The 23,382-nt window shown below is 51.3% G+C and carries 29 protein-coding genes; 13 read left to right on the forward strand and 16 right to left on the reverse strand.

The window, feature by feature from the left end:
- Positions 1-23 precede the first annotated feature (23 nt).
- Positions 24-449, forward strand: a complete 426-nt coding sequence (locus IMCC13023_RS01200; protein ID WP_007540398.1) for a phage holin family protein — start codon at positions 24-26, stop codon at positions 447-449.
- Positions 450-524: 75 nt separating this feature from the next.
- Positions 525-1,910: an adenylosuccinate lyase gene (gene purB / locus IMCC13023_RS01205; protein ID WP_007540400.1), complete on the forward strand. Its 1,386-nt coding sequence runs from the start codon at positions 525-527 to the stop codon at positions 1,908-1,910.
- Positions 1,911-1,922: 12 nt separating this feature from the next.
- Here the strand turns inward: purB and IMCC13023_RS01210 are convergent, their stop codons facing one another.
- From IMCC13023_RS01210 to IMCC13023_RS01245, 8 genes are all read right to left on the reverse strand, one after another.
- The gene (locus IMCC13023_RS01210) at positions 1,923-2,135 is read right to left on the reverse strand and encodes a hypothetical protein (protein WP_040324768.1); all 213 of its coding nucleotides are present in this window, start codon (positions 2,133-2,135) and stop codon (positions 1,923-1,925) included.
- Between the two features lie 9 nt (positions 2,136-2,144).
- The gene (locus IMCC13023_RS01215; RefSeq protein WP_007540404.1) at positions 2,145-2,648 is read right to left on the reverse strand and encodes a hypothetical protein; all 504 of its coding nucleotides are present in this window, start codon (positions 2,646-2,648) and stop codon (positions 2,145-2,147) included.
- Between the two features lie 4 nt (positions 2,649-2,652).
- Positions 2,653-3,996, reverse strand: coding sequence for a replicative DNA helicase (gene dnaB, locus IMCC13023_RS01220; RefSeq protein ID WP_007540406.1), 1,344 nt, complete (start codon positions 3,994-3,996; stop codon positions 2,653-2,655).
- 304 nt (positions 3,997-4,300) lie between these two features.
- Positions 4,301-4,753 (reverse strand): 50S ribosomal protein L9, encoded by a 453-nt coding sequence (gene rplI / locus IMCC13023_RS01225; protein WP_007540409.1) that lies wholly within the window; start codon positions 4,751-4,753, stop codon positions 4,301-4,303.
- 11 nt (positions 4,754-4,764) lie between these two features.
- Positions 4,765-5,019, reverse strand: a complete 255-nt coding sequence (gene rpsR / locus IMCC13023_RS01230; protein WP_007540411.1) for a 30S ribosomal protein S18 — start codon at positions 5,017-5,019, stop codon at positions 4,765-4,767.
- A 20-nt stretch (positions 5,020-5,039) separates the two neighbouring features.
- Positions 5,040-5,531 (reverse strand): single-stranded DNA-binding protein, encoded by a 492-nt coding sequence (ssb, locus tag IMCC13023_RS01235; protein WP_007540413.1) that lies wholly within the window; start codon positions 5,529-5,531, stop codon positions 5,040-5,042.
- Complete coding sequence (gene rpsF / locus IMCC13023_RS01240; protein ID WP_007540415.1) at positions 5,531-5,941, reverse strand: 30S ribosomal protein S6; 411 nt, start codon at positions 5,939-5,941, stop codon at positions 5,531-5,533. Before rpsF ends, ssb begins: the two co-directional genes overlap by 1 nt.
- Positions 5,942-6,043: 102 nt before the next feature.
- Positions 6,044-7,462 (reverse strand): CCA tRNA nucleotidyltransferase, encoded by a 1,419-nt coding sequence (locus IMCC13023_RS01245; protein WP_040324769.1) that lies wholly within the window; start codon positions 7,460-7,462, stop codon positions 6,044-6,046.
- A 39-nt stretch (positions 7,463-7,501) separates the two neighbouring features.
- On the opposite strand from IMCC13023_RS01245, the gene IMCC13023_RS01250 reads away from it, so the two are divergent.
- The 7 genes from IMCC13023_RS01250 to IMCC13023_RS01280 all read left to right on the forward strand — a co-directional run bounded on the left by IMCC13023_RS01250 (position 7,502) and on the right by IMCC13023_RS01280 (position 13,645).
- A complete protein-coding gene (locus IMCC13023_RS01250; protein ID WP_040324770.1) occupies positions 7,502-7,948 on the forward strand; it encodes an NUDIX hydrolase in 447 nt (148 codons plus the stop codon).
- Positions 7,945-8,412: a DUF6049 family protein gene (locus tag IMCC13023_RS01255; RefSeq protein WP_040324771.1), complete on the forward strand. Its 468-nt coding sequence runs from the start codon at positions 7,945-7,947 to the stop codon at positions 8,410-8,412. Before IMCC13023_RS01250 ends, IMCC13023_RS01255 begins: the two co-directional genes overlap by 4 nt.
- On the forward strand, positions 8,405-10,054 hold the full coding sequence (gene murJ, locus IMCC13023_RS01260) for a murein biosynthesis integral membrane protein MurJ (protein ID WP_050816696.1): 1,650 nt from the start codon (positions 8,405-8,407) through the stop codon (positions 10,052-10,054). The genes IMCC13023_RS01255 and murJ overlap by 8 nt, the downstream gene beginning before the upstream one ends.
- A gap of 69 nt (positions 10,055-10,123) precedes the next feature.
- Positions 10,124-11,044: a thioredoxin-disulfide reductase gene (gene trxB, locus IMCC13023_RS01265; protein WP_007540427.1), complete on the forward strand. Its 921-nt coding sequence runs from the start codon at positions 10,124-10,126 to the stop codon at positions 11,042-11,044.
- Positions 11,045-11,054: 10 nt separating this feature from the next.
- Complete coding sequence (gene trxA / locus IMCC13023_RS01270) at positions 11,055-11,384, forward strand: thioredoxin (protein ID WP_007540429.1); 330 nt, start codon at positions 11,055-11,057, stop codon at positions 11,382-11,384.
- 57 nt (positions 11,385-11,441) lie between these two features.
- Positions 11,442-12,701, forward strand: a complete 1,260-nt coding sequence (locus IMCC13023_RS01275) for an aminotransferase-like domain-containing protein (RefSeq protein WP_007540431.1) — start codon at positions 11,442-11,444, stop codon at positions 12,699-12,701.
- Positions 12,701-13,645, forward strand: a complete 945-nt coding sequence (locus IMCC13023_RS01280) for a D-alanine--D-alanine ligase family protein (RefSeq protein WP_007540434.1) — start codon at positions 12,701-12,703, stop codon at positions 13,643-13,645. The genes IMCC13023_RS01275 and IMCC13023_RS01280 overlap by 1 nt, the downstream gene beginning before the upstream one ends.
- On the opposite strand, the gene IMCC13023_RS01285 is transcribed toward IMCC13023_RS01280, so the two are convergent.
- The 8 genes from IMCC13023_RS01285 to rpmH all read right to left on the reverse strand — a co-directional run bounded on the left by IMCC13023_RS01285 (position 13,642) and on the right by rpmH (position 18,475).
- Positions 13,642-14,568 (reverse strand): ParB/RepB/Spo0J family partition protein, encoded by a 927-nt coding sequence (locus tag IMCC13023_RS01285; RefSeq protein ID WP_040324772.1) that lies wholly within the window; start codon positions 14,566-14,568, stop codon positions 13,642-13,644. The genes IMCC13023_RS01280 and IMCC13023_RS01285 overlap by 4 nt on opposite strands.
- Positions 14,565-15,452 carry a ParA family protein gene (locus IMCC13023_RS01290; protein ID WP_007540437.1) on the reverse strand — a complete coding sequence of 296 codons (888 nt, stop codon included), beginning with the start codon at positions 15,450-15,452 and terminating at the stop codon, positions 14,565-14,567. Before IMCC13023_RS01290 ends, IMCC13023_RS01285 begins: the two co-directional genes overlap by 4 nt.
- 175 nt (positions 15,453-15,627) lie before the next feature.
- Entirely contained in the window at positions 15,628-16,272 is a 645-nt protein-coding gene (gene rsmG / locus IMCC13023_RS01295; RefSeq protein ID WP_007540439.1) for a 16S rRNA (guanine(527)-N(7))-methyltransferase RsmG, read from the reverse strand.
- A 26-nt stretch (positions 16,273-16,298) separates the two neighbouring features.
- Positions 16,299-16,766, reverse strand: coding sequence for a Jag family protein (locus IMCC13023_RS01300; RefSeq protein WP_007540441.1), 468 nt, complete (start codon positions 16,764-16,766; stop codon positions 16,299-16,301).
- Entirely contained in the window at positions 16,767-17,699 is a 933-nt protein-coding gene (yidC, locus tag IMCC13023_RS01305; RefSeq protein WP_249859678.1) for a membrane protein insertase YidC, read from the reverse strand.
- 2 nt (positions 17,700-17,701) lie between these two features.
- Positions 17,702-18,010 (reverse strand): membrane protein insertion efficiency factor YidD, encoded by a 309-nt coding sequence (gene yidD, locus IMCC13023_RS01310; RefSeq protein ID WP_050816697.1) that lies wholly within the window; start codon positions 18,008-18,010, stop codon positions 17,702-17,704.
- Entirely contained in the window at positions 18,007-18,330 is a 324-nt protein-coding gene (rnpA, locus tag IMCC13023_RS01315) for a ribonuclease P protein component (protein ID WP_050816698.1), read from the reverse strand. The genes yidD and rnpA overlap by 4 nt, the downstream gene beginning before the upstream one ends.
- Positions 18,331-18,337: 7 nt before the next feature.
- Positions 18,338-18,475 carry a 50S ribosomal protein L34 gene (rpmH, locus tag IMCC13023_RS07155; protein ID WP_081478819.1) on the reverse strand — a complete coding sequence of 46 codons (138 nt, stop codon included), beginning with the start codon at positions 18,473-18,475 and terminating at the stop codon, positions 18,338-18,340.
- Between the two features lie 315 nt (positions 18,476-18,790).
- Here rpmH and dnaA point away from each other — a divergent pair, with 315 nt between their 5' ends.
- The 4 genes from dnaA (at position 18,791) to IMCC13023_RS01335 (ending at position 23,266) form a co-directional block, all read left to right on the forward strand.
- Positions 18,791-20,179, forward strand: a complete 1,389-nt coding sequence (dnaA, locus tag IMCC13023_RS01320) for a chromosomal replication initiator protein DnaA (RefSeq protein WP_040324775.1) — start codon at positions 18,791-18,793, stop codon at positions 20,177-20,179.
- 325 nt (positions 20,180-20,504) lie between these two features.
- Positions 20,505-21,635, forward strand: coding sequence for a DNA polymerase III subunit beta (gene dnaN, locus IMCC13023_RS01325; protein WP_007540450.1), 1,131 nt, complete (start codon positions 20,505-20,507; stop codon positions 21,633-21,635).
- A gap of 16 nt (positions 21,636-21,651) precedes the next feature.
- On the forward strand, positions 21,652-22,785 hold the full coding sequence (gene recF, locus IMCC13023_RS01330) for a DNA replication/repair protein RecF (protein WP_007540451.1): 1,134 nt from the start codon (positions 21,652-21,654) through the stop codon (positions 22,783-22,785).
- Positions 22,778-23,266: a DciA family protein gene (locus IMCC13023_RS01335; protein ID WP_050816699.1), complete on the forward strand. Its 489-nt coding sequence runs from the start codon at positions 22,778-22,780 to the stop codon at positions 23,264-23,266. Before recF ends, IMCC13023_RS01335 begins: the two co-directional genes overlap by 8 nt.
- Positions 23,267-23,382: the final 116 nt, after the last annotated feature.

Consider the following 23,382-nt stretch of genomic DNA (forward strand, 5'->3'; position numbering starts at 1 on the left):
TCGTTTACTGAAAGAATTGCCCAATGTTGCGATTTCTGGTTAGCACAATTGTTAATGCCGTCGGCCTATGGGTTGCCACCTCGGTGGTCCCGCAGGTTCAACTAACCCCCTACGGAGGCAGTGGTTTCTGGAACATAGCAGGTTCGTTCCTGTTGGTTGGCGCGGTCTTTGGGCTGGTGAACGCAATTATTGCCCCGGTAATAAAGGTTCTTGCCTTCCCGCTTTACATAATCACCTTCGGACTTATCGCATTTGTTATCAACGGTGCGCTGTTGTTGCTCGTGGCTTGGCTGAGCACGGTAATTGGGGTGGATGTCTTCAGCATCGATGGCTTCACTTCTGAGGGCCTCGAAATTGAATCTCTTGGTTGGGCAATTTTGGCGGCCATAGTCATGAGCATTGCGAGCTTCTTCACCAGAGCGGTCCTAAAGGTATTGAAAATTCGTTAGCCAATTGAGCTTATAAATAACGAACACTTGGATACTCGCAGTGTGCTCAGGCCCCAAGTACGGCAAAATAGAGTCGTGACTCTTTCTTCGCAACCCCTAAGCCCTCTAGATGGCCGCTACCTATCTCAAGTTAGGGAGCTCGGCGAGCACCTCAGTGAGGCGGGTCTCAACAGAGCGAGGGTATTAGTCGAAGTTGAGTGGCTAATTTGGCTGGTTGAGAGAGATCTTCTCGGAACCAGTAAAGAGTTGTCGCTCGAAGAAAAGACCAAACTGCGTGATTTGGTAAAAGATTTTTCGGACGCTTCAGTGACAGAACTCGCCGAAATAGAGGCAACCACTCGCCACGACGTCAAGGCAGTGGAGTATTTCGTAAGGAACGCTTTGTCAGCCATGAAGCGTGAAGATCTGGCCGAACTGGTTCACTTTGCCTGCACCTCGGAGGACATAAATAACCTCAGCTACGCAATAACTGTTCACGATGCCCTGGAGCGCGTTTGGTTACCGCGAGCCACGGACACAATCGTGAAGATCTCGAGAATGGCCAAGGAAATGGCGGCCATACCGATGCTTTCAAGAACCCACGGCCAACCTGCAACTCCGACAACGATGGGTAAAGAGCTGGCGGTATTCGCACACCGACTGAAACGACAAACCACAAAGGCCGCCAATCAGCAGATTCTGGGCAAGTTTTCCGGAGCAACCGGAACTTTCGCCGCCCATTTAGCAGCGGCGCCAAATGTCGACTGGGCCAAAGAGTCAAAAGAATTTGTTGAGCACTTAGGTTTTGACTGGAATCCACTCACCACCCAAATCGAATCCCACGATTGGCAGGCTGAGCTTTACGCAACCATCAGCCACTTCAACAGAATCCTTCACAACCTTGCCACTGATGTTTGGGCCTACATCTCAATTGGTTACTTCAAGCAGATACCGGTTGCTGGAGCAACTGGATCATCGACAATGCCCCACAAAATAAACCCGATTCGCTTCGAAAATGCCGAAGCGAACCTAGAACTTTCCTGTGCAGTGCTTGATTCACTCGCTCAAACCCTTGTCACCTCAAGAATGCAGCGTGACCTGACCGATTCCAGTGCTCAGCGAAACATCGGAGTGGGTTTTGGCCACTCTGTGCTCGCAATCGACAACGTGAACCGCGGTCTTGACGAAATAGCCATCAGTGAAGGTGTTCTCATGGCTGATCTGCTTGAAAACTGGGAAGTTCTTGGAGAAGCAATTCAAACCGCGATAAGGGCTGATGTGGCACGTGGCACGTCAAAGATTTCGGACCCTTACGCTCTTTTAAAAGAGCTGACGCGTGGCAAGAGTGTTGGCGAAGATGAGCTGTTGGCCTTTATTGACAAACTAGAGGTCTCTGAGCCAACAAAAGCCCGACTGCTAAAGCTAAAGCCACACACTTACGTGGGTCTCGCCGAGGCCCTCACCCAGCACCTAGAAGACTAACTAACTAAAAAGTTAGCGAAGGCGCGGCTTGTTGGGGTCTGGGTCATCTGGCTTGAAGCTCAGATCAAGAGTGGCAATAATCACAAGCGAGACTATGAAGGTCACTAGGCCCCAAATAAAAGCCTGCTCAACAAATCTGGTTCCGAAAAGAACGATGAGTCCAACAAACAGGGCGGCAATGGTTGACATAACCATATAACTTTTGAGGTTTCCGAATCGCTTCACTCCTCAAGCCTACTTCGGTTGAGGTGTGGCTGCGGCTATACCCCAGAAAACACCGCTAATCGCCAGATATGCACCCAAGAAACCAACGGCACTGACCTCATCGAGTGGAGCAACCAAAAACAGCAACCCAAGTACCAGGCTGAAACCAGCGCTTATGGCGAAATCTCGCCCAATTCCGACCCGGAAGCCCTCCCGTTTTGCCAGATAGCCCTCGAACGCAGCGAAAGAAAGCCCGAACAGTCCGACCAGGGGCAAAAACACCAGGGGCTGGATTTCTGAATACAAAAAAGTGCCTGCGCTCAATAATCCAATTAGCGTTGCAATCAACATCAGCGGGGCTAATTGCTTGTGGTTTTTGGTGAAAAGAATGTAGGCCAAAGAGCTAAGGCCGACTGCCAACCCGAAACCGGCCACAACTGCCGTGCCGACGGCAAAAGTGTGAGCTTGACTGAAGGTTATAAACACACCCAGGCCGAAAGCGAAAGCGGCCCTTAGGCCAAAGAGAATTTGCACGAGATTAGCTTGGCATATTTACAAAGCGCGAGTACTGACCGTGGAATGCAACCGTGACGGTTCCGGTCGGACCGTTTCGCTGTTTTGCAAGGATCAGGTCCGCTTCGCCGGCCCTTGGGTGATCGCGCTCGTAAATTCCCTCTCGGTGCAACAGCACGACAACATCAGCATCCTGCTCCAGCGATCCGGACTCTCGAAGGTGAGAAAGCTCGGGGCGCTTGTCCTTGGACTGCTCCGCCTGACGGTTTAGCTGCGATAGCGCAACGACTGGAAGGCCCAACTCTTTAGCCAAGAGCTTGAGCGCCCTTGAGAACTCGGAAACCTCTTGCTGGCGAGATTCAACCTTCTTGCCGCTGGACATCAGCTGGATATAGTCAATAACCACGAGCTTCAGATCAACCTGCTGAGCCAAACGTCTGCATTTGGCTCTAATTTCAACCAGGGACATGTTTGGGCTGTCATCAATGTAGAGCGGGGCATCATTGATTCGACCGCGGACGGCTGCAAGCCTGGTCCAGTCGCCCTCGGAAATTGTTCCCTTACGCATACTTTGGAGGTAAATCGAACTTTCTGCGCTCAACATGCGCATTGCGATCTCGGAACGACCCATTTCCAAAGAGAAAAAGATTGTTGCCTGATTATGTCTAACCGATGCGTTCCTTGCGATATCCAGGGCGAAGGTCGACTTACCAACCGCCGGCCGTGCGGCGACAATAATCAGCTGCCCGGCGTGTAGCCCGTGGGTATAGGCATCAAGATCTGTGAAACCGGTTGGGGTTCCGGTCATCTCCCCGCCACGGTTTTGCGCCAACTCGATATCGTGAATAGCGGCCTCTAGGGAATCGCTCAAGCCCACGTAATCCTCTTTAGATGACTGACTCGAGACTTTGTAGACCTCGGCCTGAGCCTGGTTCACTAGATCTTCGACCTCACCCTGGCTGTCATAACCGGATTGTGCAATTCTGGTTCCAGCATCAATCAGTCTGCGCAAAATAGCCTTGTCACCAACAATTTTCGCGTAGTAGCCGGCATTGGCGGCGGTTGGCACGTAGCTGGCCAGGGAGTGAAGGTAGTCAGAGCCTCCGGCTTTTAGTAAGTTTCCCTGCTTATTCAGTTCGTCGGTAACCGCGATCACATCGGTTGGCTCACCGCGACCGAACAGGTTCAAGATTGCGTTGTAAATAAGTTCGTGTTTGCCAGCGTAAAAATCGACACCGGCTATTTCTTCAACAACCTCGGCGACTGCCTCTTGGCTCAGCAGCATCCCACCGAGAGTGGACTGTTCTGCCTCAAGGTTGTGAGGTGCTACTCGAGGGTCAGATGCTGTAACGGTTGACAACATCGACATAAGATTCCTCCAGAACTAGATAAGACATGTATAGCTTGGGGCAGTGACACTTTGCGTACAAATCAGTCTGTGGATAACTGTGGATAACCCTGTGGAAACACGCCGATGATTTTGGTCTTCGCCTGTGGATAACCTGTGGATAAATAAACTGATATGTACTTTTTGCCCAGTGTTTTACTGGTTTCTGCCTGTGGATAACAAAATCTCTGAAAAGCCTAAAGCTCAGGCTTAGGGTTGTGGAAAACAACCAAATAAAAAGGACAACCCACACTTTTTCGTGTGGGTTGTCCTTCAGAAAATTGTGCTAGTTGGCAGAAACAACCTGCAGCTTTACCCGTGCCACAAGGTCAGAGTTCAAACGAACGCTTGCCTCGTAGTTACCGGTGGTGCGGATTGAAGATGCAAACTGGATCTTACGCTTGTCAACCTCGCCGAAACCAAGGGCCTGAATGGCCTCAGCCAGGTCAGAAGTCTTGATTGCGCCGAACAAGCGGCCGTTAGTTCCCGCCTTTGACTTGATTGTAATTAGAGCGCCCTCAAGCTTGCCCTTAATCTCCAGTGCCTCTTCTTCAGATGCAATGGCACGGGCGTCGCGGGCGTCGCGGATCTGGGTGACCTGCTTCTCGCCACCGCGGCTCCAGATAACTGCTAGTCCGGTTGGGATCAAAAAGTTACGTGCGTAACCGTTCTTTACCTCAACAATGTCACCGGCTGAGCCGAGACCTTGGACCTCGTTGGTCAAAATTAATTTCGACATGTGATTCTCCTCTAGCGTCCAGCACCGGAGTATGGCATTATCGCCATCTCGCGAGCGTTCTTGATGGCCTTAGCAATTTTGCGCTGGTCCTGTGGAGTCGCACCAGTGATGCGACGGGCACGGATCTTGCCTCGTTCGGTTACGAACTTGCGCAATGTTGCGACGTCCTTGTAATCGATGAATTCGATCTTGATTGTTTTTGCCGGAGCAAGCTTGTCGAACTTACTGTTCATCTGCTTGCGGCGGTCAGCTGACTTTCCTGCCATTTTTTTCTCCTAGGTCTTTTCTAAAAAGGTGCTTCGTCGGATGGGGCTTCTGCTGGGTTAGCCCAAGCATCCGCTCCAGAATTGGCCTGCTTCTTTTCTGCCTGAGCTCCACCCCATGGGGATTCAACCTGTGCAGAGCCTTCACGGGCACGCTTTGTAACAGTTGCTGTTGCATAGCGAAGTGATGGTCCAATTTCGTCAATCTCTAACTCGAGTGAAGCCCTGGCTTCACCCTGAGCGGTTTGGTAAGCAGAAGCCGGCTTCATGCGACCGGTGACTACAACTCGTGCTCCCTTGGTTAGTGACTGAGCAACATTCTCGCCAACCTCACGCCAAGCGGTGCAGCGAATCCATACGGTTTCGCCGTCAACAAACTCGTTTGTCTGACGGTTGAAGGTTCTCGGGGTTGAGCCAACGCGGACTGAGGCCACGGCGATTCCGCCCTGCGTGTAGCGCAGTTCCGGATCGTCAGCTAGGTTGCCAACGATCGTTATGACTACTTCGCCAGCCATTAGTCGGCCTTAGCGCCTGTTGGACGCTTGCCACCGCGAGCGCCGCCGCCACGAGGGCCACCACGGCCTGCGCGAGGAGGCTTCTCTTCGGGAACGAATTCGATTGGGTTGATGCTGAAAATTGCTTCTTCCAGACGGAGCACCTTGGTGCGAAGAATTGACTCGTTCAGATTTAGCTGACGGTCAAGCTCTTGCACGGCTGCAGAAGTGGTGTTCATGTTAACCACTGCGTAGAGCCCTTCGGAGTGCTTCTGGATCTGATACGTCATGCGACGTCGGCCCCAAATGTCGATCTTGTCCAAGGTGCCACCAGCTGCGGTGATTACCGTTAGGAACTTGTCGAGTGTTGGAGCGACAATGCGCTCGTCTAGTGAGGGGTCCATAATGACCATTAGCTCGTAGTTATGCATTTATAACCCACCTCCTTCGGTCTAAAGCGGCCACGGTCTTTCCGTGACAGGAGGGTATTAGCATTTTTTTTACTTTGGTGTTGCCTAGGCAACCTTTTAACCTTAGCGGTTGGACCACCACTCGAGCAAGAGTTTATTTGCTTGTTCTGGGCCAATCTCGCCCTGATCTAGGCGTAACTCCAACAAATAATCGTAGGCAAGCCCGACCTCGCGACTAGGTTTTATCCCTAGGATTTCCATGATTTGAGCGCCATCTAATTCTGGGCGAATTGCATCGAGCTGCTCTTGTTCGCTCAAAATAGCAATTCGCTTTTCCAAATCGTCGTAGGCGTGAGCCAAGCGATCGGCCTTGCGCTTATTTCTGGTTGTAACATCGGCACGCGTCAAAACGTGTAGCTGGGCCAGCTGAGCCTCCGCGTCTCTCACGTAACGCCTGACCGCGCTGTCGCTCCACTGCTGGTCCGAATACCCGAAGAACCTAAGGTGAAGCTCTATCAAACGATAAACAGCCTTGACGGTGTCATTATCGAAACGCAATTCACTCAGCCGCTTTTTTGAAAGCTTCGCCCCGACCACATCGTGGTGATGAAAAGTGACCGCGCCTCCGGTCTCTAATCTTCTGGTGGCTGGCTTACCGATATCGTGCAGCAGCGCTGCTAGCCGAAGTACGAGGTTTTTCTCTAACCCGTACTCAGCCTCCAGCTCGATCGCTTGAGAAACAACGGTGAGGCTGTGCTGATAAACATCCTTGTGGTGATGGTGCTCGTCCATTTCTAGTCTTAGAGCTGGTAGCTCCGGCAAGACAAGTTCCGCAATGCCACTATCGACCAAGATCTCAAGGCCTGGAATCGGGTTATCTGATAGCAAAAGCTTGCTTAGTTCGTCACGAACCCGCTCCTTGGAGATGATTTCGATTCGTTCAGCCATGCCACACATTGCGGTGAAAGCCTCCGGGTCGAGCTCAAACCCCAGCTGCGATGCGAATCTGGCTCCTCGCATCATTCGAAGTGGGTCGTCTGAGAAAGAAACCTCCGGGGCGGAAGGTGTTCTGAGCGTTTCCAGAAGCAAATCACGAAGGCCCTGATGCGGATCTACAAAAATCCTGGATGGCAACCGAAGCGCCATTGAGTTCACTGTGAAGTCTCTGCGCTTCAGGTCATCCTCTAGGTTGTCGCCAAATTCAATCGTCGGCTTCCTGGAATCAACCTCGTAGCTGTCGGCGCGATAACTTGTAATCTCCACTTTTTCATCACCGATTTGAGCTGCGATTGTGCCAAAGGCTCTGCCGATATCCCAGGTTGCGCTTGCCAACGGTCCAACAATGCTGAGTATCTTGTCTGGGTTAGCACTGGTAGCAAAATCTAGGTCAATTGAGCGCCTGCCCATAATGGCGTCTCGGACTGGCCCTCCGACCAAAGCTAGCTCTTCACCGGCTGCCGCAAAAGCCTCGCCCAGGACGGTGAACAACGGGTTATCCGTGTTGTCCGTCAGGTTCTTGAGAGCATCCGCCACTTGTTGCATGGGCAATAGCTTGCCACAGTCGACAAGTAGAGTTGGGTTATGAGCGCGCCCAGTAATAGAACTGTCACGGAGGTCTCCGCAGGAGGCCTGGTTGTTAGCGCCGCCAATCCAAATAAAGTCGCTCTTATCAGCCATCGGAATCGCGGTGGGGGCATGGACTGGGTAATCCCAAAGGGGCACGTCGAATCTGGGGAAGCCCTAGAACAAACTGCTAAACGCGAGGTTGAGGAAGAAACCGGCCTGGCCTGTGAAGTGGTGTCAAAAATTGGCGAGATTCAATATGGGTTTACGGTCGGCAAAAAAAGAATCAAAAAAACCGTTCATCACTATCTGCTTAGACACACCAGCGGTGAGCTTTCCGCAAACAACGACCCAACTGGCGAAGTGGTTGAGGTTCGATGGTTCGATCTCAGCGAGGTTGGAGATGTTTTGGCTCACGCCACTGAAAAGCGCATCGCGGAGAAGGCTCAGAGGCTGATTCAGTGAGGCGGGCTTGGCTTCTGGTGCTAGCGCTTTTGCTCATCCCAAACGCCGCCATCGCGGCTGAGCCAAGCATTGTCCCAGGCAGCAACATAAACGTTGTTGCCAGAGATGCCCGAATACCGGTAACGGTCACAAACCCAACCGATCAAGACATTGAAGTCACGGTTATGGCAGCAAGCAACAGCTTTCGCCTAGAAATAATCGAGAACGCAACGCTGATCATCCCTGCAAGATCAAGCGCGGTGGCCGAACTGCCAATCAAGGCAATTGCCAATGGGCCACTAGAAATTTCAGTGTGGTTGAGTGTTGAGGGCAATCAGATCGGCGACACCGTGGTTGTAGAAGTGATCGTAAATTACGACATTGAGCTGTTTTTGCTGGTTAGCTTTGGTGTGGCGATGTTTGCACTAATTGTTATTGGTGTGATCCGAACCACCTCGAAGCTTCGAAGGCAGCCCCGTGAGTGATATCAACCCCTCAGTGACTCGCAGTTCGCTGATCATGGCAAGTGGGACAATTGTGTCCCGGCTACTGGGTTTTGCGCGCGCTGTATTACTGGCCGCCACAATCGGTGTCACGACCGACGCGGCTGATGCTTTTGGCGTTGCAAATCAACTTCCAAATAGCGTCTACGCAATAATCGTCGGTGGCGTTTTGAATGCCGTACTGGTTCCGCAGTTGGTTCGAGCGCGCGCTGCCAAAGACGGTGGCAAGGGTTACATCGACCGCTTTGTCACGCTGGCCATCACGGTGTTTTTTGTTGTCGGGCTTATTTTTACCATCGCGGCTCCATTCCTAGTTCGGCTCTACACGGCCGGTTGGACCGAACAGCAGCTGGCCCTGGCCACCGCTTTTGCTTACTGGTGCTTGCCGCAGCTGTTTTTTTACGGGATCTATTCAGTGTTTGGCGAGGTTCTGAACTCCAGAAGCGCCTTTGGTCCATACATGTGGGCCCCGGTTTTGAACAACTTGGTTTCACTGGGCGGCCTGGCGGCATTCATCGCCATTTTTGGAGCGGACCCCACAGGGGCAAGAGGCATCACAGACTGGGGCGCTGACCAGATAGCGCTGTTGGCGGGGACAGCAACTTTGGGTGTGGCTGCGCAGTCGATGATTCTGTTGGCCAGCTGGCGCAGAATCGGCTTGAAGTTGAAGCTAAATTTCCGCTGGAGAGGTTTTGGCTTAGGTCCGGCCCTAAAGACCGCGAGTTGGTCACTCGCGATGGTTTTTGTGACGCAAGTCGGTGGTGTGGTTCAGACCGCGGTTGCCTCCACTGCCGCAAGCGCTAGAGACACCGGGGTTGTTGTGGCATCGGTGGCTGCGGCCGCGATTGCATGGCTAATTTTTATGCTGCCGCACTCGGTAGTCACGGTGTCGGTAGCCACCGCCTACTTCACGAGAATGAGCCACCACGCCGCCAGTAACGACATGGCTAAATTCAAGATCGATATGACCACCGGGCTCAAGGTGATCGCACTGGTGAGCATGATCTCGACGGCGATGCTAATAGTGCTGTCCTATCCAATTGCCCGGGTTTTCGCGGGAGAGTACCCAGCAACTGCTGCGCTTGGAAATGTGGTCGCGGCATTCATGATCGGCCTGGTTCCGTTTAGCTTCGTTTATATGATGCAAAGAGCCTTTTTTGCGCTGGAGGACACCAAAACACCGTTTTTCTTTACCAGCATTCAGATTGCCATCCACATCACTGGCTCACTGATTCTTGGCGCAACAATGGACAAGCAGTGGCTGGTGGTGTCAATAGCTTTGTTGACTGCCTTCTCGGTGACGGTTCAAGGAATCATCGCCTACTTGGCCCTAAAGTCCCGAATTGGCGGCCTAGAGGGCTTTGGCGTTGGCAGATCGCTGATTACATTTTTTCTAGCAATGATTCCCTCGGCAATAATCGGAGTTCTAGTTTTGAATTGGCTGGGTGGCGTTGGCGAAGGAAGCTACCCGGTGGACCGGGTGGTAACGGCTGTAGCCAGTGGGTTGCTGGTTGGTTTCGCCATGCTGTTTACCTACTTGGGATTGCTTTGGTTATTCAGGGTTCCGGAACTCAGAGAAGTTTCGAAGCAATTGACCATTAGATTTGGCAGGAATTCAAAGTAGGACGCTAATCTAGTGTTGGAATAAATAGATAGTCATCTATGTTTTACGCAATAACCAGAAAAGAGCATCATGAGAGAAGTAATAATCATCGGTTCCGGTCCTGCCGGTTACACAGCAGCCATCTACGCTGCCAGGGCTGCCCTGAAGCCGCTAATGATCGCCTCGAGCGTTGAGCCAGGCGGCGAGCTGATGAAAACCACTGAGGTAGAAAACTACCCGGGTTTCCCGAACGGCCTTATGGGTCCGGATCTAATGGCTAGCTTCCAGGAGCAGGCAGAGCGCTTCGGCACCGAGATTTTGTTTGAAGATGTCACAGAGGTGGATCTCACCGGCGACATCAAGATAGTAAAAACCGGAAACGGTGAGACCTATGAAGCCAAAACAGTTATTTTATCGACCGGAGCTGCCTACCGAGAGCTTGGTGTTCCTCGCGAGCAAGAGCTGAGTGGGCACGGAGTCTCCTGGTGTGCAACCTGCGACGGTTTCTTCTTCCGTGAAAAAGTGATTGCCGTTGTCGGCGGCGGCGACTCTGCCATGGAAGAGGCTAATTTTCTAACCAAGTTTGCTTCCAAGGTCTATGTCATCCACCGCAGAGACAGCCTGAAAGCCTCAGAAATCATGCAAAAGCGATCTTTTGACAACGAGAAAATTGAATTCATCTGGAACTCGGCTGTAACAGAGCTGAAAGGCTCGCCAAAGCTAGATGGTGTCGTACTGGAAGACACTGTCACAGGTGAGAAGCGAGACCTTGCGATTGACGGATTGTTCGTCGCCATTGGAAGCGATCCGAGGGTTGGTTTGGTTGAGAATCAGGTGGAGATTTCTGACGAGCGTTTTATAAAAGTAGATGGTCGAACATCAAAGACAAGCCTGCCTGGAGTATTTGCGGCTGGCGACGTGATTGACCCGATCTACCGTCAAGCAATCACTGCGGCTGGATCAGGCTGCGTTGCAGCCCTCGACGCCGAGCACTACCTAAGTTCGAAATAAGGAGAGAAAAATGCAACCAGTTGAAGCAACAAAGGCATCTTTTGACCAAGAAGTTCTACACGCGGACAAGCTAGTAATCGTTGATTTCTGGGCTGAGTGGTGTGGCCCATGCCGCATGGTTGCCCCAGTTCTAGACGAAATAGCAAGCGAGAATGCCGACAGCATCAAGATCGTGAAGGTAAACGTTGACCACGAGCAGCAGCTTGCCATGGACTACAGCGTCACCTCGATTCCGCTCCTTGGCATTTTCCAGGGCGGCAAGCTGGTGAAGCAGTTGGTTGGAGCAAGGCCGAAGGCTGCAATCATGGATGAAATCCGTGACCTCCTTCCAGCCAGTTAGCTAGTCACGAGCCACTCGGGGAACTAGACTTTTTTAGAACCTACCCTTGGAGTTCAAATGACTAAGACGCGTGCTGACGGAGTAACCAACTTTGATGCTTGGAAGCACGCGTACGCCTCGAGAGCCGCAAACCTGTCTGTTTCCGAGGTTAGAGCGTTATTCGCAGTGGTATCTAGGCCGGAAGTGGTCTCACTCGCCGGCGGAATGCCGGATGTGGCCGCTCTTGACACCGAACTGATTGAAAAAGCTTTTGCATCGCTAATGTCTAACCGCAGAGACTTAGCCCTCCAATACGGTGGCGGACAAGGAGACTTGCGGCTTCGTGAGCAGATCCAAGAGATCATGGCCCTTGAGGGTATTCATAGCTCGGTTGAGGACATCACAATCACCACCGGGTCTCAGCACGGCTTAGAACTAGTTTCGGACTTATTTTTGGACCAGGGCGATGTCGTTTTGGTTGAAGCTCCAAGCTACGTCGGTGCCGTCGGGATTTTCCGTCACAAAGAGGCCCAGATAGCTCACGTTTACACCGATGAGCACGGTATTTCACCTCAGGCGCTTGCTGAGACAGCCGATCGACTGATTGCCGAAGGCAAGCGCATAAAGCTGCTTTATTTGGTGCCGAACTTTGCAAACCCCAGTGGTGTGACCCTCACTGCCGATCGCAGACTTGAAGTTCTAGAAATTTGCAAGCAGCGCGGAATCCTGATCATTGAGGACAACCCCTACGGACAGCTCTACTTTGGCGAAAAGCCTCCGAACGCCATGAGGTCACTCGACGAGCAGAACGTGGTTTACCTAGGCAGTTTTTCTAAGATATTGTCCCCGGGCCTTCGAGTTGGCTACGTGCTTGCCCCGCCAGCGATACGAGAAAAGCTGGTACTTGCCAACGAGTCGGCGATATTGTCCCCGGCAAGCTTCGCCCAGATGCTCGTTAGTGAATACCTGAGTATTGCCGACTGGCAAAAACAGATCGCGACTTTTAGAGACCTTTATCAAACCAAGCGTGACGCTGCCCTTCAGGCCGTCGAACAGTTTTTGCCGAAGGTTCACACAACCAGGCCAGATGGCGGCTTCTTCCTATGGCTAACGCTGCCTGAAGGCCTAAACAGTAAGGAGATGCTGCCATTGGCCGTGACTGAGCTGGTGGCATATACCCCTGGAACTGCCTTCTTTGGAGATGGCCGCGGGGCGGACAACATCAGAATTTGTTTCTCTCACCCGACAGCCGACAATGTTCGAGTGGGTATTGAAAGACTTTCCAGGGTCCTAAACCAACAAATTGACCTTCTCGAGACCTTTGGGAAGAAGGACTAGTGAGCGACCTTCGAGTGCTGGTTTTAGCCGGCGGAATCTCTCACGAGCGTGACGTTTCTCTGAAATCGGGCCGAAGAGTTGCCGACGCACTGACCGATGCCGGGGTTTCGACAGAAATACGCGAACCAGACGGCGAACTGGTGGGTCATCTAATGGCAACTAGGCCAGATGTGGTTTGGTCCACCCTCCACGGCGCCGTCGGCGAAGACGGCTCTTTGCAGAATCTATTGCAACTGGCGGGAATCGCATTTGTCGGGTCTGATTCCGCAGGTGCTCGTCTTGCCTGGGATAAGCCAGTGGCAAAAGTACTGGTCGCTAGACAAGGAATCAGAACCCCTGAATCCATCGCACTTCCTAAATCAAGCTTTCGGGAACTGAATGCCGAGTCGGTGCTCGCGATGGTTGGGACTGAACTTGGATTCCCGGTAGTGGTAAAACCAGTCAAAAGTGGCTCTGCACAGGGCTGCGCGAGGGTTTCCGATCCAAAAAGCTTTGCGAAGGCCATGGTCGATGCCTTTGCATACTGCGATCAAGTGATGATTGAGCGTTTTATTGCCGGCACCGAGCTAGCAGTCAGCGTCATAGACCTAGGAGATGGGCCCATAGCCCTTCCGGCAGTAGAGATAGTTCCTGACTCCGGTGAATTTGGCTACAGCGAGCGCTACACGCCTGGCCAGACCAATTATTACGTTCCAGCTCGGCTGGATGGTGAGGTTTTGGCGGAAGCTGCCCGCATTGCGGTCGCAGCTCACAACAGCTTGGGGCTCACTCAGCTGAGCCGAGTAGACCTGATTGTTGACGAGTCAGGGGAAATCTGGTTTCTAGAGGCGAACGTCACGCCCGGAATGACAGAGACTTCGCTTTTCCCACAGGCAGTACTGGCAACCGAAGCAACCTTGCCCGAGACATACCTAGCGCTTGTGAAGCTGGCCCAAAAAAGCTAGTTATTGCCCTTGATGTCCTGGATTATGCGTCTCAAATCCACCAGGTTCCCAAATTCAATTACCATTTGGCCCTTCTTGCGCCCAATGCTTATCTTCACCACGGTGTTTAGGTGGTCGCCCACTTCTTCGGCCAGCTCCTTGAGCATGTCCTGCTTGCCGCCCGGCCTGATTGTCGCCTTGCCAGGCTTGACTTTGGCGCCAGAAACTATTTCTTCCAGTCCTCGAACCGAAATGCCTTCGCGAATTACCCGGCTGGCTAGCGCGCGCATCGTGGTCTCATCGTTAGTTGAGAGCAACGCCCTGGCGTGACCGGCACTAAGAACACCGGCCGCTACCTTATCCTGCACATCCATGGGCAGCTTCAGTAATCGCAAAGTATTCGTGATTTGCGGTCGGGAGCGGCCAAGCTTGTCAGCTAGCTGATCCTGCGTGGTCCCAAAGTCTTCGAGCATCTGCTTGTATGCAGAGGCTTCTTCTAGGGGGTTTAGGTTTGCGCGATGAATGTTCTCAAGCAGCGCGTCACGAAGCATGTTCTCGTCAGCCGTTTCGCGAACAACAGCTGGGATAGACACAAGCCCGGCTTCCTTAGATGCTCGTAGCCTTCGCTCGCCCATAATTAGTTCATAGCCGGCGCCCAGTGGGCGCACCACAATAGGCTGCAAGACACCGAATTCACGGATTGAATGAACTAGCTCCGCAAATGCCTCAGCTTCAAAAACCGTTCTTGGCTGCTGGGGGTTTGGTGTTATTTGGTCCAGGTTCAACTGGGCCAATCTGGCACCTGGCGCAACCTCAACACCTATTGGCTGTTTACTGTCGGAACCGAAGAAAACATCCACCGCATTTCGGTCACCCTCAGGAATCAAGGAACCGATGCCTCTTCCAAGGCCACCGCGGCGTTCGGGGCGTTTACTCGTAGTCATACGTGATCTCCTCGCTGAGCCAGCTCGATAGCAGCTTCCTGGTAGGCCAGGGAGCCTGAATTCTTGGGATCAAAGGTAATTGCAGTCTGACCGTAGCTCGGGGCCTCAGAAAGCCGCACAGAGCGCGGAATAGTTGCTGCAAGTGTCTTCTCAGGGAAGTACTTACGAACCTCGTTCGCTACGTCGGTACTGAGATTGGTCCTGTTATCGAACATGGTCAGCAAGATTGAACTTATGTCAAGACTTGGGTTCAAGGCTTTCTTGACTCTCTCAATGTTGGCGATCAGTTGAGTTACACCCTCAAGGGCGTAGTACTCGCACTGAATCGGCACTAAAACCTCGGTCGCAGCAACCAGAGCGTTTACCGTCAGCAGACCAAGACTCGGCGGCGAGTCGATAAAGATGAAATCTATTCGTGGGGCTGTCTGATCGACATAAGTTGCCAGCGCCGAGGCTAAAACCTTCTCGCGTTCACTTGCGCTAACCATGTCGATCTCAGCTCCCGCAAGATTAATGCTGGCCGGTAAGCAAAATAGGTTTTTGTGCTCTGGGCTCTGTTGTACTAATGGCCCAACTGCTGACCCATCGACCAGAACTTCGTAGCTTCCGGGAACCCCGTTGTGGTGTTCAACTCCAAGTGCAGTAGATGCGTTGCCCTGTGGATCAAGATCAATCACCAAAACCCTAAGGCCCTTGGTGGCAAGGGCTGCGGCGATGTTAACCGCGGTAGTGGTTTTACCCACGCCGCCTTTTTGGTTCGAAACTGTGATGATTCGGGTCTTGGCCGGCGCGGTCAGCCTGGCAGCTTCAATTCGCTTAGCACGCTCAGTATTGAGGGTGATCTCCCTCAGGATTGGGGCCCTAAAATCTTGCTGATTATTCATGCTTGCCCCCTGTTGGATGTTTCACGTGAAACATGTTCTATTTCACTGCTGGGGGATTGCTGCCAACCTGTTGGCTCCGGAGACTGTTCGTCGCGGTGATTTGGGAATCCTAACCCGGGTGCGACGCTCAGCTTGGTGATCGACGTCGTTTCCGCTGGTTGTTCAGTCATTTTCCTCAAGCCTTTAACCTAATACGGACAACAGTCGCAGTTTCCGGTGCTTTATTCAAACCCAGTGTAAGTATCTCAGGAGTGTCGAACCCAAGCAGCTCAAGGCGCTCGGTTGCAGCAATAATCTCCTCCGGGGCCTTTGAGCCCTTGAGTGCTAAGACTGTTTTTCCCGAAGAGCCCCTAATAAGCGGGCTGAGAAGGCGAATCAACTTGTCTAGGGCTGCAACAGCCCTTGCCGTAGCGACATCAAAATCAGTGCGATGGACATCCTCGGCTCGTGCACGCAACACCGAGACGTTTTCTAATCCGAGTTCAACAACCGCAGCCGATAACCAGTTAGCCCTGCGCTCCATCGGTTCCACCAAGGTGAAGTGAGAATCAGGAGCGGCGATCGCCATAGGGATGCCCGGCAAACCAGCGCCGCTTCCAACATCAACGATCTTTTGACCCGGTTCAACTAGATCCGCTAGCAGTCCACCGCTTATTACGTGACGGCTCCATAATTGAGGTAGCTCACGTGGACCGAGTAGCCCAAAAGTCTCTGAGTCTTTAGCCAATAACGCGGTGTATGCGCGTGCCTGAGAAATGTTTGACCCAAATAGTTCCTTGGCGAAGGCAGGTTCGAGTTCAACCTGGCTTGACTCGTTCAAGTCACCACAAGTTTCACGTGAAACATTTAGGGCTTGCGAACAACTATGTGGCGGTCACGACCTTGGCCCTCGGACTCCGAGACGAATCCTGCCTCTGACACCATGTCGTGTACTTGCTTGCGATCGTAGGAGGTCATTGGCTTTAGGTGCTGCTCGCTGTCAGACTCCTCTAGCTTTTCTATGGTTCGCTCCACAAGCTGCTTGAGCTTGTCGGTCTTTGCCTGACGCGACCCACCAATGTCGAGGATCAATCTGCTCATCTCGCCGGTCTTGGCCTGAACCGCCAGACGTGCAAGCTCCTGGACAGCTTCGACAGTGTCGGGATCAGAGATCTTGCCCAGGTTGGACTTCGCATCACTCTGAACGCTGATGTAAACGCGTTCCTTCTTAAACTCGATCTCGAGGTCACCGTCTAGGTCGGCTACATCCAAAAACTCTTCGATGAAGTCCGCTGCGATTTCGCCTTGCTGTTCTAGTTCTTTTTCTTCGCTCATTTACTTCTTCTTCTTTTTCTTGGATCGGTTTTTGCTAACTGGCTGGTTACGCTGACGAACTTCTGGCTCGGGCGTCTCCTCCTCGATAGCTGGGGTGGTCTCTAGTTTGGGCAGCTTGCCCCTGCGCTCCAGGCGCTCCTGTCGCGCTTTGTAGGCCGGTGAACCAGGAGTAGGCATGTTGCGAATAACAATGAATTGCTGGCCCATGGTCCAAAAGTTGGAAACCAACCAGTAGGTCATAACGCCGAGGGGGAAAGTTAGTCCTGAAAACAAGAAGACCGCTGGAAGCGTGTAAAGCATGATCTTCTGGGTCCGCATGAACTGGCTGTTTTGAGTCTCCGGGTTTTGGTTCTTCGCCATGATCTGCTTCTGGGTGATGAACTGCGAGGAAGACATCAGCACGATCATGATGGCGGCAATTACTTTGACGTTTATGTCGTCAGACCCAAAGAAGGTGTCGGACAAAGTTGCGCCAAATAACTGGGCCTGCGAAAACGATTGAGCCAAGTCTGCGTTCAAAACGCCAACCCCGGCCTCGTTTCGCTGTGCTCCGTTTAGAACGTAGAAAAGGCTGATAAAAATAGGCATCTGCAATAGCAGCGGGAGGCAAGAGCTAAGGGGGTTGGAGCCGGTCTCCTTGTAGAGCGCCATCTGCTCCTTGGCAAATCGCTCTCGTGAGTCTTTATCAGTCTTGCCCTTGTACTTCTTCTGAAGCTTCGCGAGCTGAGGCTGCACCATCATCATGTTTCGCTGGCTCTTGATTTGACGAACAAACACAGGTATCAGAGCTGCACGGACTACCAAAACTAGACCGACAATTGCAAGCACCCATGATCCGCCCGAGTCGAACGAAAAACCAACGGAACTGAAAACCCCGTGAAAGCTCACGAGGATTAGTTCGATGAGCCACTTAATTGGCCATAGCAGATCCACAATTACCTCTTTATTTCTGAACTAGCGGGTGAAGTAAATCCTAGCTGGCTTATGGCGATCCAGTTGGGCGGGCTTCCGACCTCATCCACCCCGCCGGCCGACCATGGATTACAGCGCAAAACTCGCCAACCGGTAAGAGGGATAGCGCGCAGCAGACCAAGGCGCTGAAGGGAGTGAAGACCATAGGTAGAGCATGAAGGGTAGTAACGACAGACGTCTCCATAAAGTGGGGAGATGACTTTCCTGTAAACCAGGACCAAAGCAATCAAAATGTTTCTGGGTATAAGAATCAAAAAACGAAGAAATCTCATTTTTCGGTCCGCTCCATCAATTTCAGAATTGACGCCTTGAGGTCATCGAAGGTGAGCATTGCTGCTCCAGGTCGAAAGCGAACCACACCGTGAATCTGGGGTTTGCCCTCAATTAGTTCGCTGAGAACCGCCTTAGTCCTGCGACGTATCTTGTTTCTTACAACCGCGTTGCCAACAGCACGGGAGGTTACTATCGCGAAACGACTCGTTTCGGCCGGCAAAAAATGGATCGTTGCAAATTCATTGCTGCTGCGCTTGCCGAGTTTTATCACCTGGCGGATTTGATCGCTAGAAGATAATCGATTCTCGCGCGCTAGCAACTGCCCTCTAGGCGCTTAGTTCTGTGCGACCCTTGCGACGGCGAGCGGCCATGATGGCACGTCCCGCACGAGTGCGCATACGTAGACGGAAGCCATGCTTTTTTGCACGGCGACGATTGTTCGGTTGGAATGTGCGCTTGCTCACTTAAAACTCCCTGGGTCTGTTGGGAATCACATCCCAAAACAACTTCCATAATCTACGACGAATATAGCCGATAGTCAAGGCTGTTGAGGACTAAATGCACCAAATCGAGTGCCTCTCATACAAATTCAAAAAAATCAGTTGCGACACGCCGAGTTAATTTGATATCCAACCGTAGTATCCACTTGAATGTTCCAATCGTGGAATTCTGCGACTTTAACACAAAGTTTTCCACAAGCATTGAGGGTTTATGCACAGATCCAAATATCTGTGCAAAAGTCTGTGCATAAGTATTTTAAGAACCTAAAGGAGCTCCAGATGGCCGACGTCGCCCTCACAGTAATGTGGAGCGACCTCGTGTCTAAGATTGCCTCGGACCCCAGGGTGACCCCGCACCTCAAAGGACATCTCGACCTTGCCGTCCCGAAGGGCGTGCTCGATGACACACTTTATTTAGAAGTACCAAACGAAACCACTCGTTCGATGCTTCAGCAGCGTCTTAAAGAGTTACTCCTCGACGCCCTAGGGGAAGTTGCTGAATATGGCGGCCCAACCTCCTTTCTAATAATTACAAACGAAGAACTTAAAACCCCAACCCGGATTGAACTCGCGGTAGAGCCCGAGCCGCTGGTAATTGATCGCGATCCTGCGACTGGTCCAGTTCCAATAACTGGATCTTCCGGGCTGAACCCAAAATATAGCTTTGACAATTTTGTCACTGGTGGCTCAAACAGGTTCGCGCACGCGGCATCCTTCGCGGTCGCCGAGGCACCTGCTGAGGCATACAACCCTCTGTTTATTTACGGTTCAAGCGGGTTGGGCAAGACACACCTATTGCACGCCATCGGTCACTACGCGATGCACTTGAAACCACGCACCAAGGTTCGATACGTTTCCAGCGAGGAATTCACGAACGACTTTATAAACGCGATCCAGAACAACAAGACCTCCGAGTTTCAGGCGCAGTATCGAGATGTTGACATTTTGCTTGTGGATGACATTCAATTCCTCCAGGGAAAAGACCAGACTCAAGAGGCCTTCTTCCATACTTTTAACAACCTGCACGATCACAATAAGCAAGTGGTCATCACTTCAGATCTTCGACCCAAACAACTGGAGGGCTTTGAGGAAAGAATGCTGTCTCGGTTCGAATGGGGTCTCATCACAGACATTCAGGCTCCCGAGTTTGAGACACGAGTTGCCATCCTTCGCAAGAAAGCTGCACTCGAGAGAATCCCGGTTCCGGACGAAGTAATTGAATACATGGCAACACGAATTTCTTCAAACATACGTGAACTAGAAGGCACACTAATTAGGGTCACCGCTTTTGCAAACCTAAACCGACAGCCTCTAGACATGGACCTGGTACAGACAGTGCTTAAGGACACCTACTCGGTCTCCGAGGACACGCGAATAAGCCCTCTCGAGATAATCGCAGCTACTTCGAGCTACTTCAAAATAACCCAAGAGCAACTCACCGGCTCAGGACGCCAAGCCGCCATTGCGCTGGCTAGGCAAATCGCGATGCACATATGCAGAGAATTAACGGATCTGTCTCTTCCGAAGATCGGCACTCACTTTGGAAACAGGGACCACACAACGGTCATGTACGCGACTAAGAAAATTAGCTCTCAAATGCGTGAGAAACGATATATCTACAATCAGGTCTCTGAAATAATCCAAAAAATCAAAGATAACCATAAATAGTTCTAAAAAAAACCTGTGGATAACTCCAGAATTACGGTTTAGAACTCGGGTATCTTCGGGAAAAAAACTCATAAATTGTTTACAAAACAAAAATACTCAACAACCAAATGACTTATACACAGGTTTATACACAGATCTGTGTACAACTTACAACGGTGTAGTTCCCAAACAACAAGAGCCCGAGAGGTAGTTATCCACTTTTACACAGCAGGTTATTAATGATTATTAAAGATATTAAGTAATTATTAATTCCACGCTCGTCACCAGGTTGTGTCTCTTGGGAACTCTTGTGCAAAGATAAAACCCAATTACCCAGGAAGTCATCATGAAATTTCAAGCCGATCGCGAAGTACTAAGTGATGCTGTTTCTTTTCTAGTTCGTCTTTTATCTCCTAGGCCCCAGCTTCCACAACTCTCTGGCGTAATGATCGAAGCATTGGGCAGCGAAGTTCAACTATCAATCTTTGACTATGAGGTCGCAGCTAGGGTAAAAATTGCTGCTGCTATAGATAGTCCCGGCAAGGTATTAGTTCAGGCGAGGCTTCTGTCCGAAATTCTTAGCAAACTGCCCGCTGCATCCGTGGCAATTCAATTAGACGACACGAGACTTCAAGTTAATTCAGGAACGAGTAAGTTTTCTCTTTCATCCATGTCAACTACTGACTACCCCGACACTCCTGACTTTCCGGAAGTAACCGGAAAAGTTTCCGCGAGTGAGTTTACAAACGGCGTCGCTAAAGTCGTGGTTGCCGCCTCCCGAGAAGAAGTTACGCCAGTTCTAACTGCAGTAATGATCACCGCTAGCTCTAAGGAGCTCACAATGGTTTCTACTGATCGATTTAGGGTCGCTGTCAAGGTGATTCCGTGGACAGGAAAATCAGTTGACCGCGAAGTGTTGATCCCGGCCAGGGTTCTAAGTGAAATCTCCAAAACCTTCAGTCACGACAGTGAGCTCGAGCTTGGGTTTGGGGAGGGCGAAAAGGACATGATCGGCTTCTCGAGTGCAAACAAGTCTGTTTCTACCGCGACCATCAAGGGGAAGTATCCCGCCGTGTTGCAATTATTTCCAGAGGAAACAACTAGTTTTGCAATCTTGAGTAAACAGGACCTGCTAGACGCCACACGCCGAGTCGCTTTGGTCGTAGACCGTGAAAAACCCCTGCGCTACAAATTCACTGAGAGTGAGTTGTCTTTGGAGTCAATAGGTTCTGATGTTGCCGACGCGTCGGAACAGGTGTCCTGCTCCATGAAGGGTGACGAAACTGTCGTTTCACTAAGACCCCAATTTTTGACGGATGCCCTTACGGGGCTTGATGTTGAGAATGTGAAAATAGGATTCACGGTGAATCCAAACAATCCAAACAAACCCGGCCCAGTACTAATTAGTCCAGTCGATCCAAAAGACGGCGACAAAGACTTTAAGTACCTGTTGCAACCAAATCTTCTAGTCTCCTAGGCAAAGGACTCGGCGCTTGTGGCTCAAGTCTTTACAACTAGCTAATTTCCGAAACTATTCACAGCTAAATGTTGACTTTTCAGTCGGCCAGGTTCTTCTCTACGGCCAAAACGGCGAGGGTAAAACAAACCTTGTTGAGGCAGTCAGTTACCTATCGACCCTAGAGTCGCATCGAGTTAGTGGATATCAGACTCTGATTCAAAAAGACCAACCAACGGCGCAGCTGTCGGGGAAAGTGAATCACAACTCTCGAGAGTTACTCATTGGTGTTGAACTTAATAAGGAATCCAACAACAGGTATTTCCTGAACGGCTCAGCCAGAAAGAAAACCTCTGAGATTTTAGGGCTTATTAGAACCGTCTCCTTTTCACCCGAGGACTTGGACCTAATAAGACGAGACCCAGGCGACAGAAGAAAATTCCTAGACAGCTCTCTTGTCCAACTAAAGCCGCGCTTATCCGGCGTAAAAGCAGATTATGAGCGCGTTCTGAAGCAAAGAAACGCCCTCTTGAAATCCGCGAGAGGCATAAAGAACCCTGAACTGTCCACACTGGAAATCTGGAACGATCAACTAGTTGCACTGGGTACCGAGCTGGCCGCTGAACGCCTTGAGCTAGTTACGGCGCTATCCCCGCTGTTACAAACCTTCTACACCGCCCTTAGTGACTCGAAAGATGAAATCAGCCTTCGACTTGTTTCAGCGGTGGGCAGCGATGAAAATGAAAAGTGGACCGATATTGAGTCTGATCCAAAGACTTACTCACAACTGTTTTACGAACGTCTGGAATCACTTCGGAACAAAGAACTTGAGCGCGGAATAACCCTTGCGGGACCCCATAGGGACGAGCTGTTGATTGATAAAGCGGGACTACTCGCGAGAACTCACGCTTCTCAAGGGGAAGCGTGGTCTCTGGCGCTGGGCCTAAAACTTGCCCTCGGGGATGTTTCACGAAAAACCAGCAACAATGGTGATCCGATTTTGCTGTTGGATGATGTCTTTGCGGTCCTAGACAAAGGCAGGCGAGAGCGCCTGGTCGAATTTGTGACCGATTATGAACAAGTGCTAATCACTGCCGCAGACGAGACCATGGCGCCAAATCTTGATTGGTCTGGCAAAATGCACGTATCGGGAGGTGTTGTCAGTGCCTAGTATTTTCTTCGAAGTGGCCGATGGGTTCTTTAAGAGCTTTCTTGCTAACTCGCACGGAATGAAGTCAAAGGATCAGAAGCGCCGAGAAAAAAACCAGACCCGTGGCACGCAGCCCTTTGACCCAGGTCGCGACCTAGTAACGGCAAGTCAAAGCCTGGAGCATTTGTTTGGGGAGTTCAACTGGACCGCGGATCTGGAGAAGGCGTCGTTATTTGCAGATTGGGATCAGGTAGTTGGTCCGGAAAGTGCGAATGCCTCCTTCCCTGAGGAGCTCAAGGGAACTCAACTAATTGTTCGTTGCAAGTCAACTGCGTGGGCCACTCAAATGCGTCTTTTGGAAACCCAGGTTTTACAGAAGCTAGCCGAGGTTCATCCAAAACTTGTCGTTGATGAAATTATGTTTATCGGTCCTAATGCCCCGAGTTGGAAAAAGGGTCCTAGATCGGTTCCTGGACGGGGTCCACGCGACACCTATGGCTAATAACCATATGCACTCCTTTTTCTGCCCTCTGGACTAGACTTGAAGGGTTAGCAAACCTGAATCTAAGTCGGTCCTAGACCGCGTTTATGTGGAGCTAACCCAAACGGGAAGTAATT

This window comes from Candidatus Aquiluna sp. IMCC13023 (genome assembly GCF_000257665.1).
In the GTDB taxonomy this organism is placed as follows: domain Bacteria; phylum Actinomycetota; class Actinomycetes; order Actinomycetales; family Microbacteriaceae; genus Aquiluna.

Coding starts and splice junctions, on each gene's coding strand:
- IMCC13023_RS01200 (WP_007540398.1), top strand. CDS start 24: ATGTTGCGATTTCTGGTTAGCACAATTGTTAATGCCGTCGGCCTATGG.
- dnaB (WP_007540406.1), bottom strand. CDS start 3,996: ATGTCGATGTTGTCAACCGTTACAGCATCTGACCCTCGAGTAGCACCT.
- rplI (WP_007540409.1), bottom strand. CDS start 4,753: ATGTCGAAATTAATTTTGACCAACGAGGTCCAAGGTCTCGGCTCAGCC.
- rpsR (WP_007540411.1), bottom strand. CDS start 5,019: ATGGCAGGAAAGTCAGCTGACCGCCGCAAGCAGATGAACAGTAAGTTC.
- ssb (WP_007540413.1), bottom strand. CDS start 5,531: ATGGCTGGCGAAGTAGTCATAACGATCGTTGGCAACCTAGCTGACGAT.
- rpsF (WP_007540415.1), bottom strand. CDS start 5,941: ATGCATAACTACGAGCTAATGGTCATTATGGACCCCTCACTAGACGAG.
- IMCC13023_RS01245 (WP_040324769.1), bottom strand. CDS start 7,462: ATGCAACAAGTGGCGGATGCTCTCAAGAACCTGACGGACAACACGGAT.
- IMCC13023_RS01250 (WP_040324770.1), top strand. CDS start 7,502: ATGAGCGCGCCCAGTAATAGAACTGTCACGGAGGTCTCCGCAGGAGGC.
- trxB (WP_007540427.1), top strand. CDS start 10,124: ATGAGAGAAGTAATAATCATCGGTTCCGGTCCTGCCGGTTACACAGCA.
- trxA (WP_007540429.1), top strand. CDS start 11,055: ATGCAACCAGTTGAAGCAACAAAGGCATCTTTTGACCAAGAAGTTCTA.
- IMCC13023_RS01275 (WP_007540431.1), top strand. CDS start 11,442: ATGACTAAGACGCGTGCTGACGGAGTAACCAACTTTGATGCTTGGAAG.
- IMCC13023_RS01285 (WP_040324772.1), bottom strand. CDS start 14,568: ATGACTACGAGTAAACGCCCCGAACGCCGCGGTGGCCTTGGAAGAGGC.
- IMCC13023_RS01290 (WP_007540437.1), bottom strand. CDS start 15,452: ATGAATAATCAGCAAGATTTTAGGGCCCCAATCCTGAGGGAGATCACC.
- IMCC13023_RS01300 (WP_007540441.1), bottom strand. CDS start 16,766: ATGAGCGAAGAAAAAGAACTAGAACAGCAAGGCGAAATCGCAGCGGAC.
- yidD (WP_050816697.1), bottom strand. CDS start 18,010: ATGAGATTTCTTCGTTTTTTGATTCTTATACCCAGAAACATTTTGATT.
- dnaA (WP_040324775.1), top strand. CDS start 18,791: ATGGCCGACGTCGCCCTCACAGTAATGTGGAGCGACCTCGTGTCTAAG.
- dnaN (WP_007540450.1), top strand. CDS start 20,505: ATGAAATTTCAAGCCGATCGCGAAGTACTAAGTGATGCTGTTTCTTTT.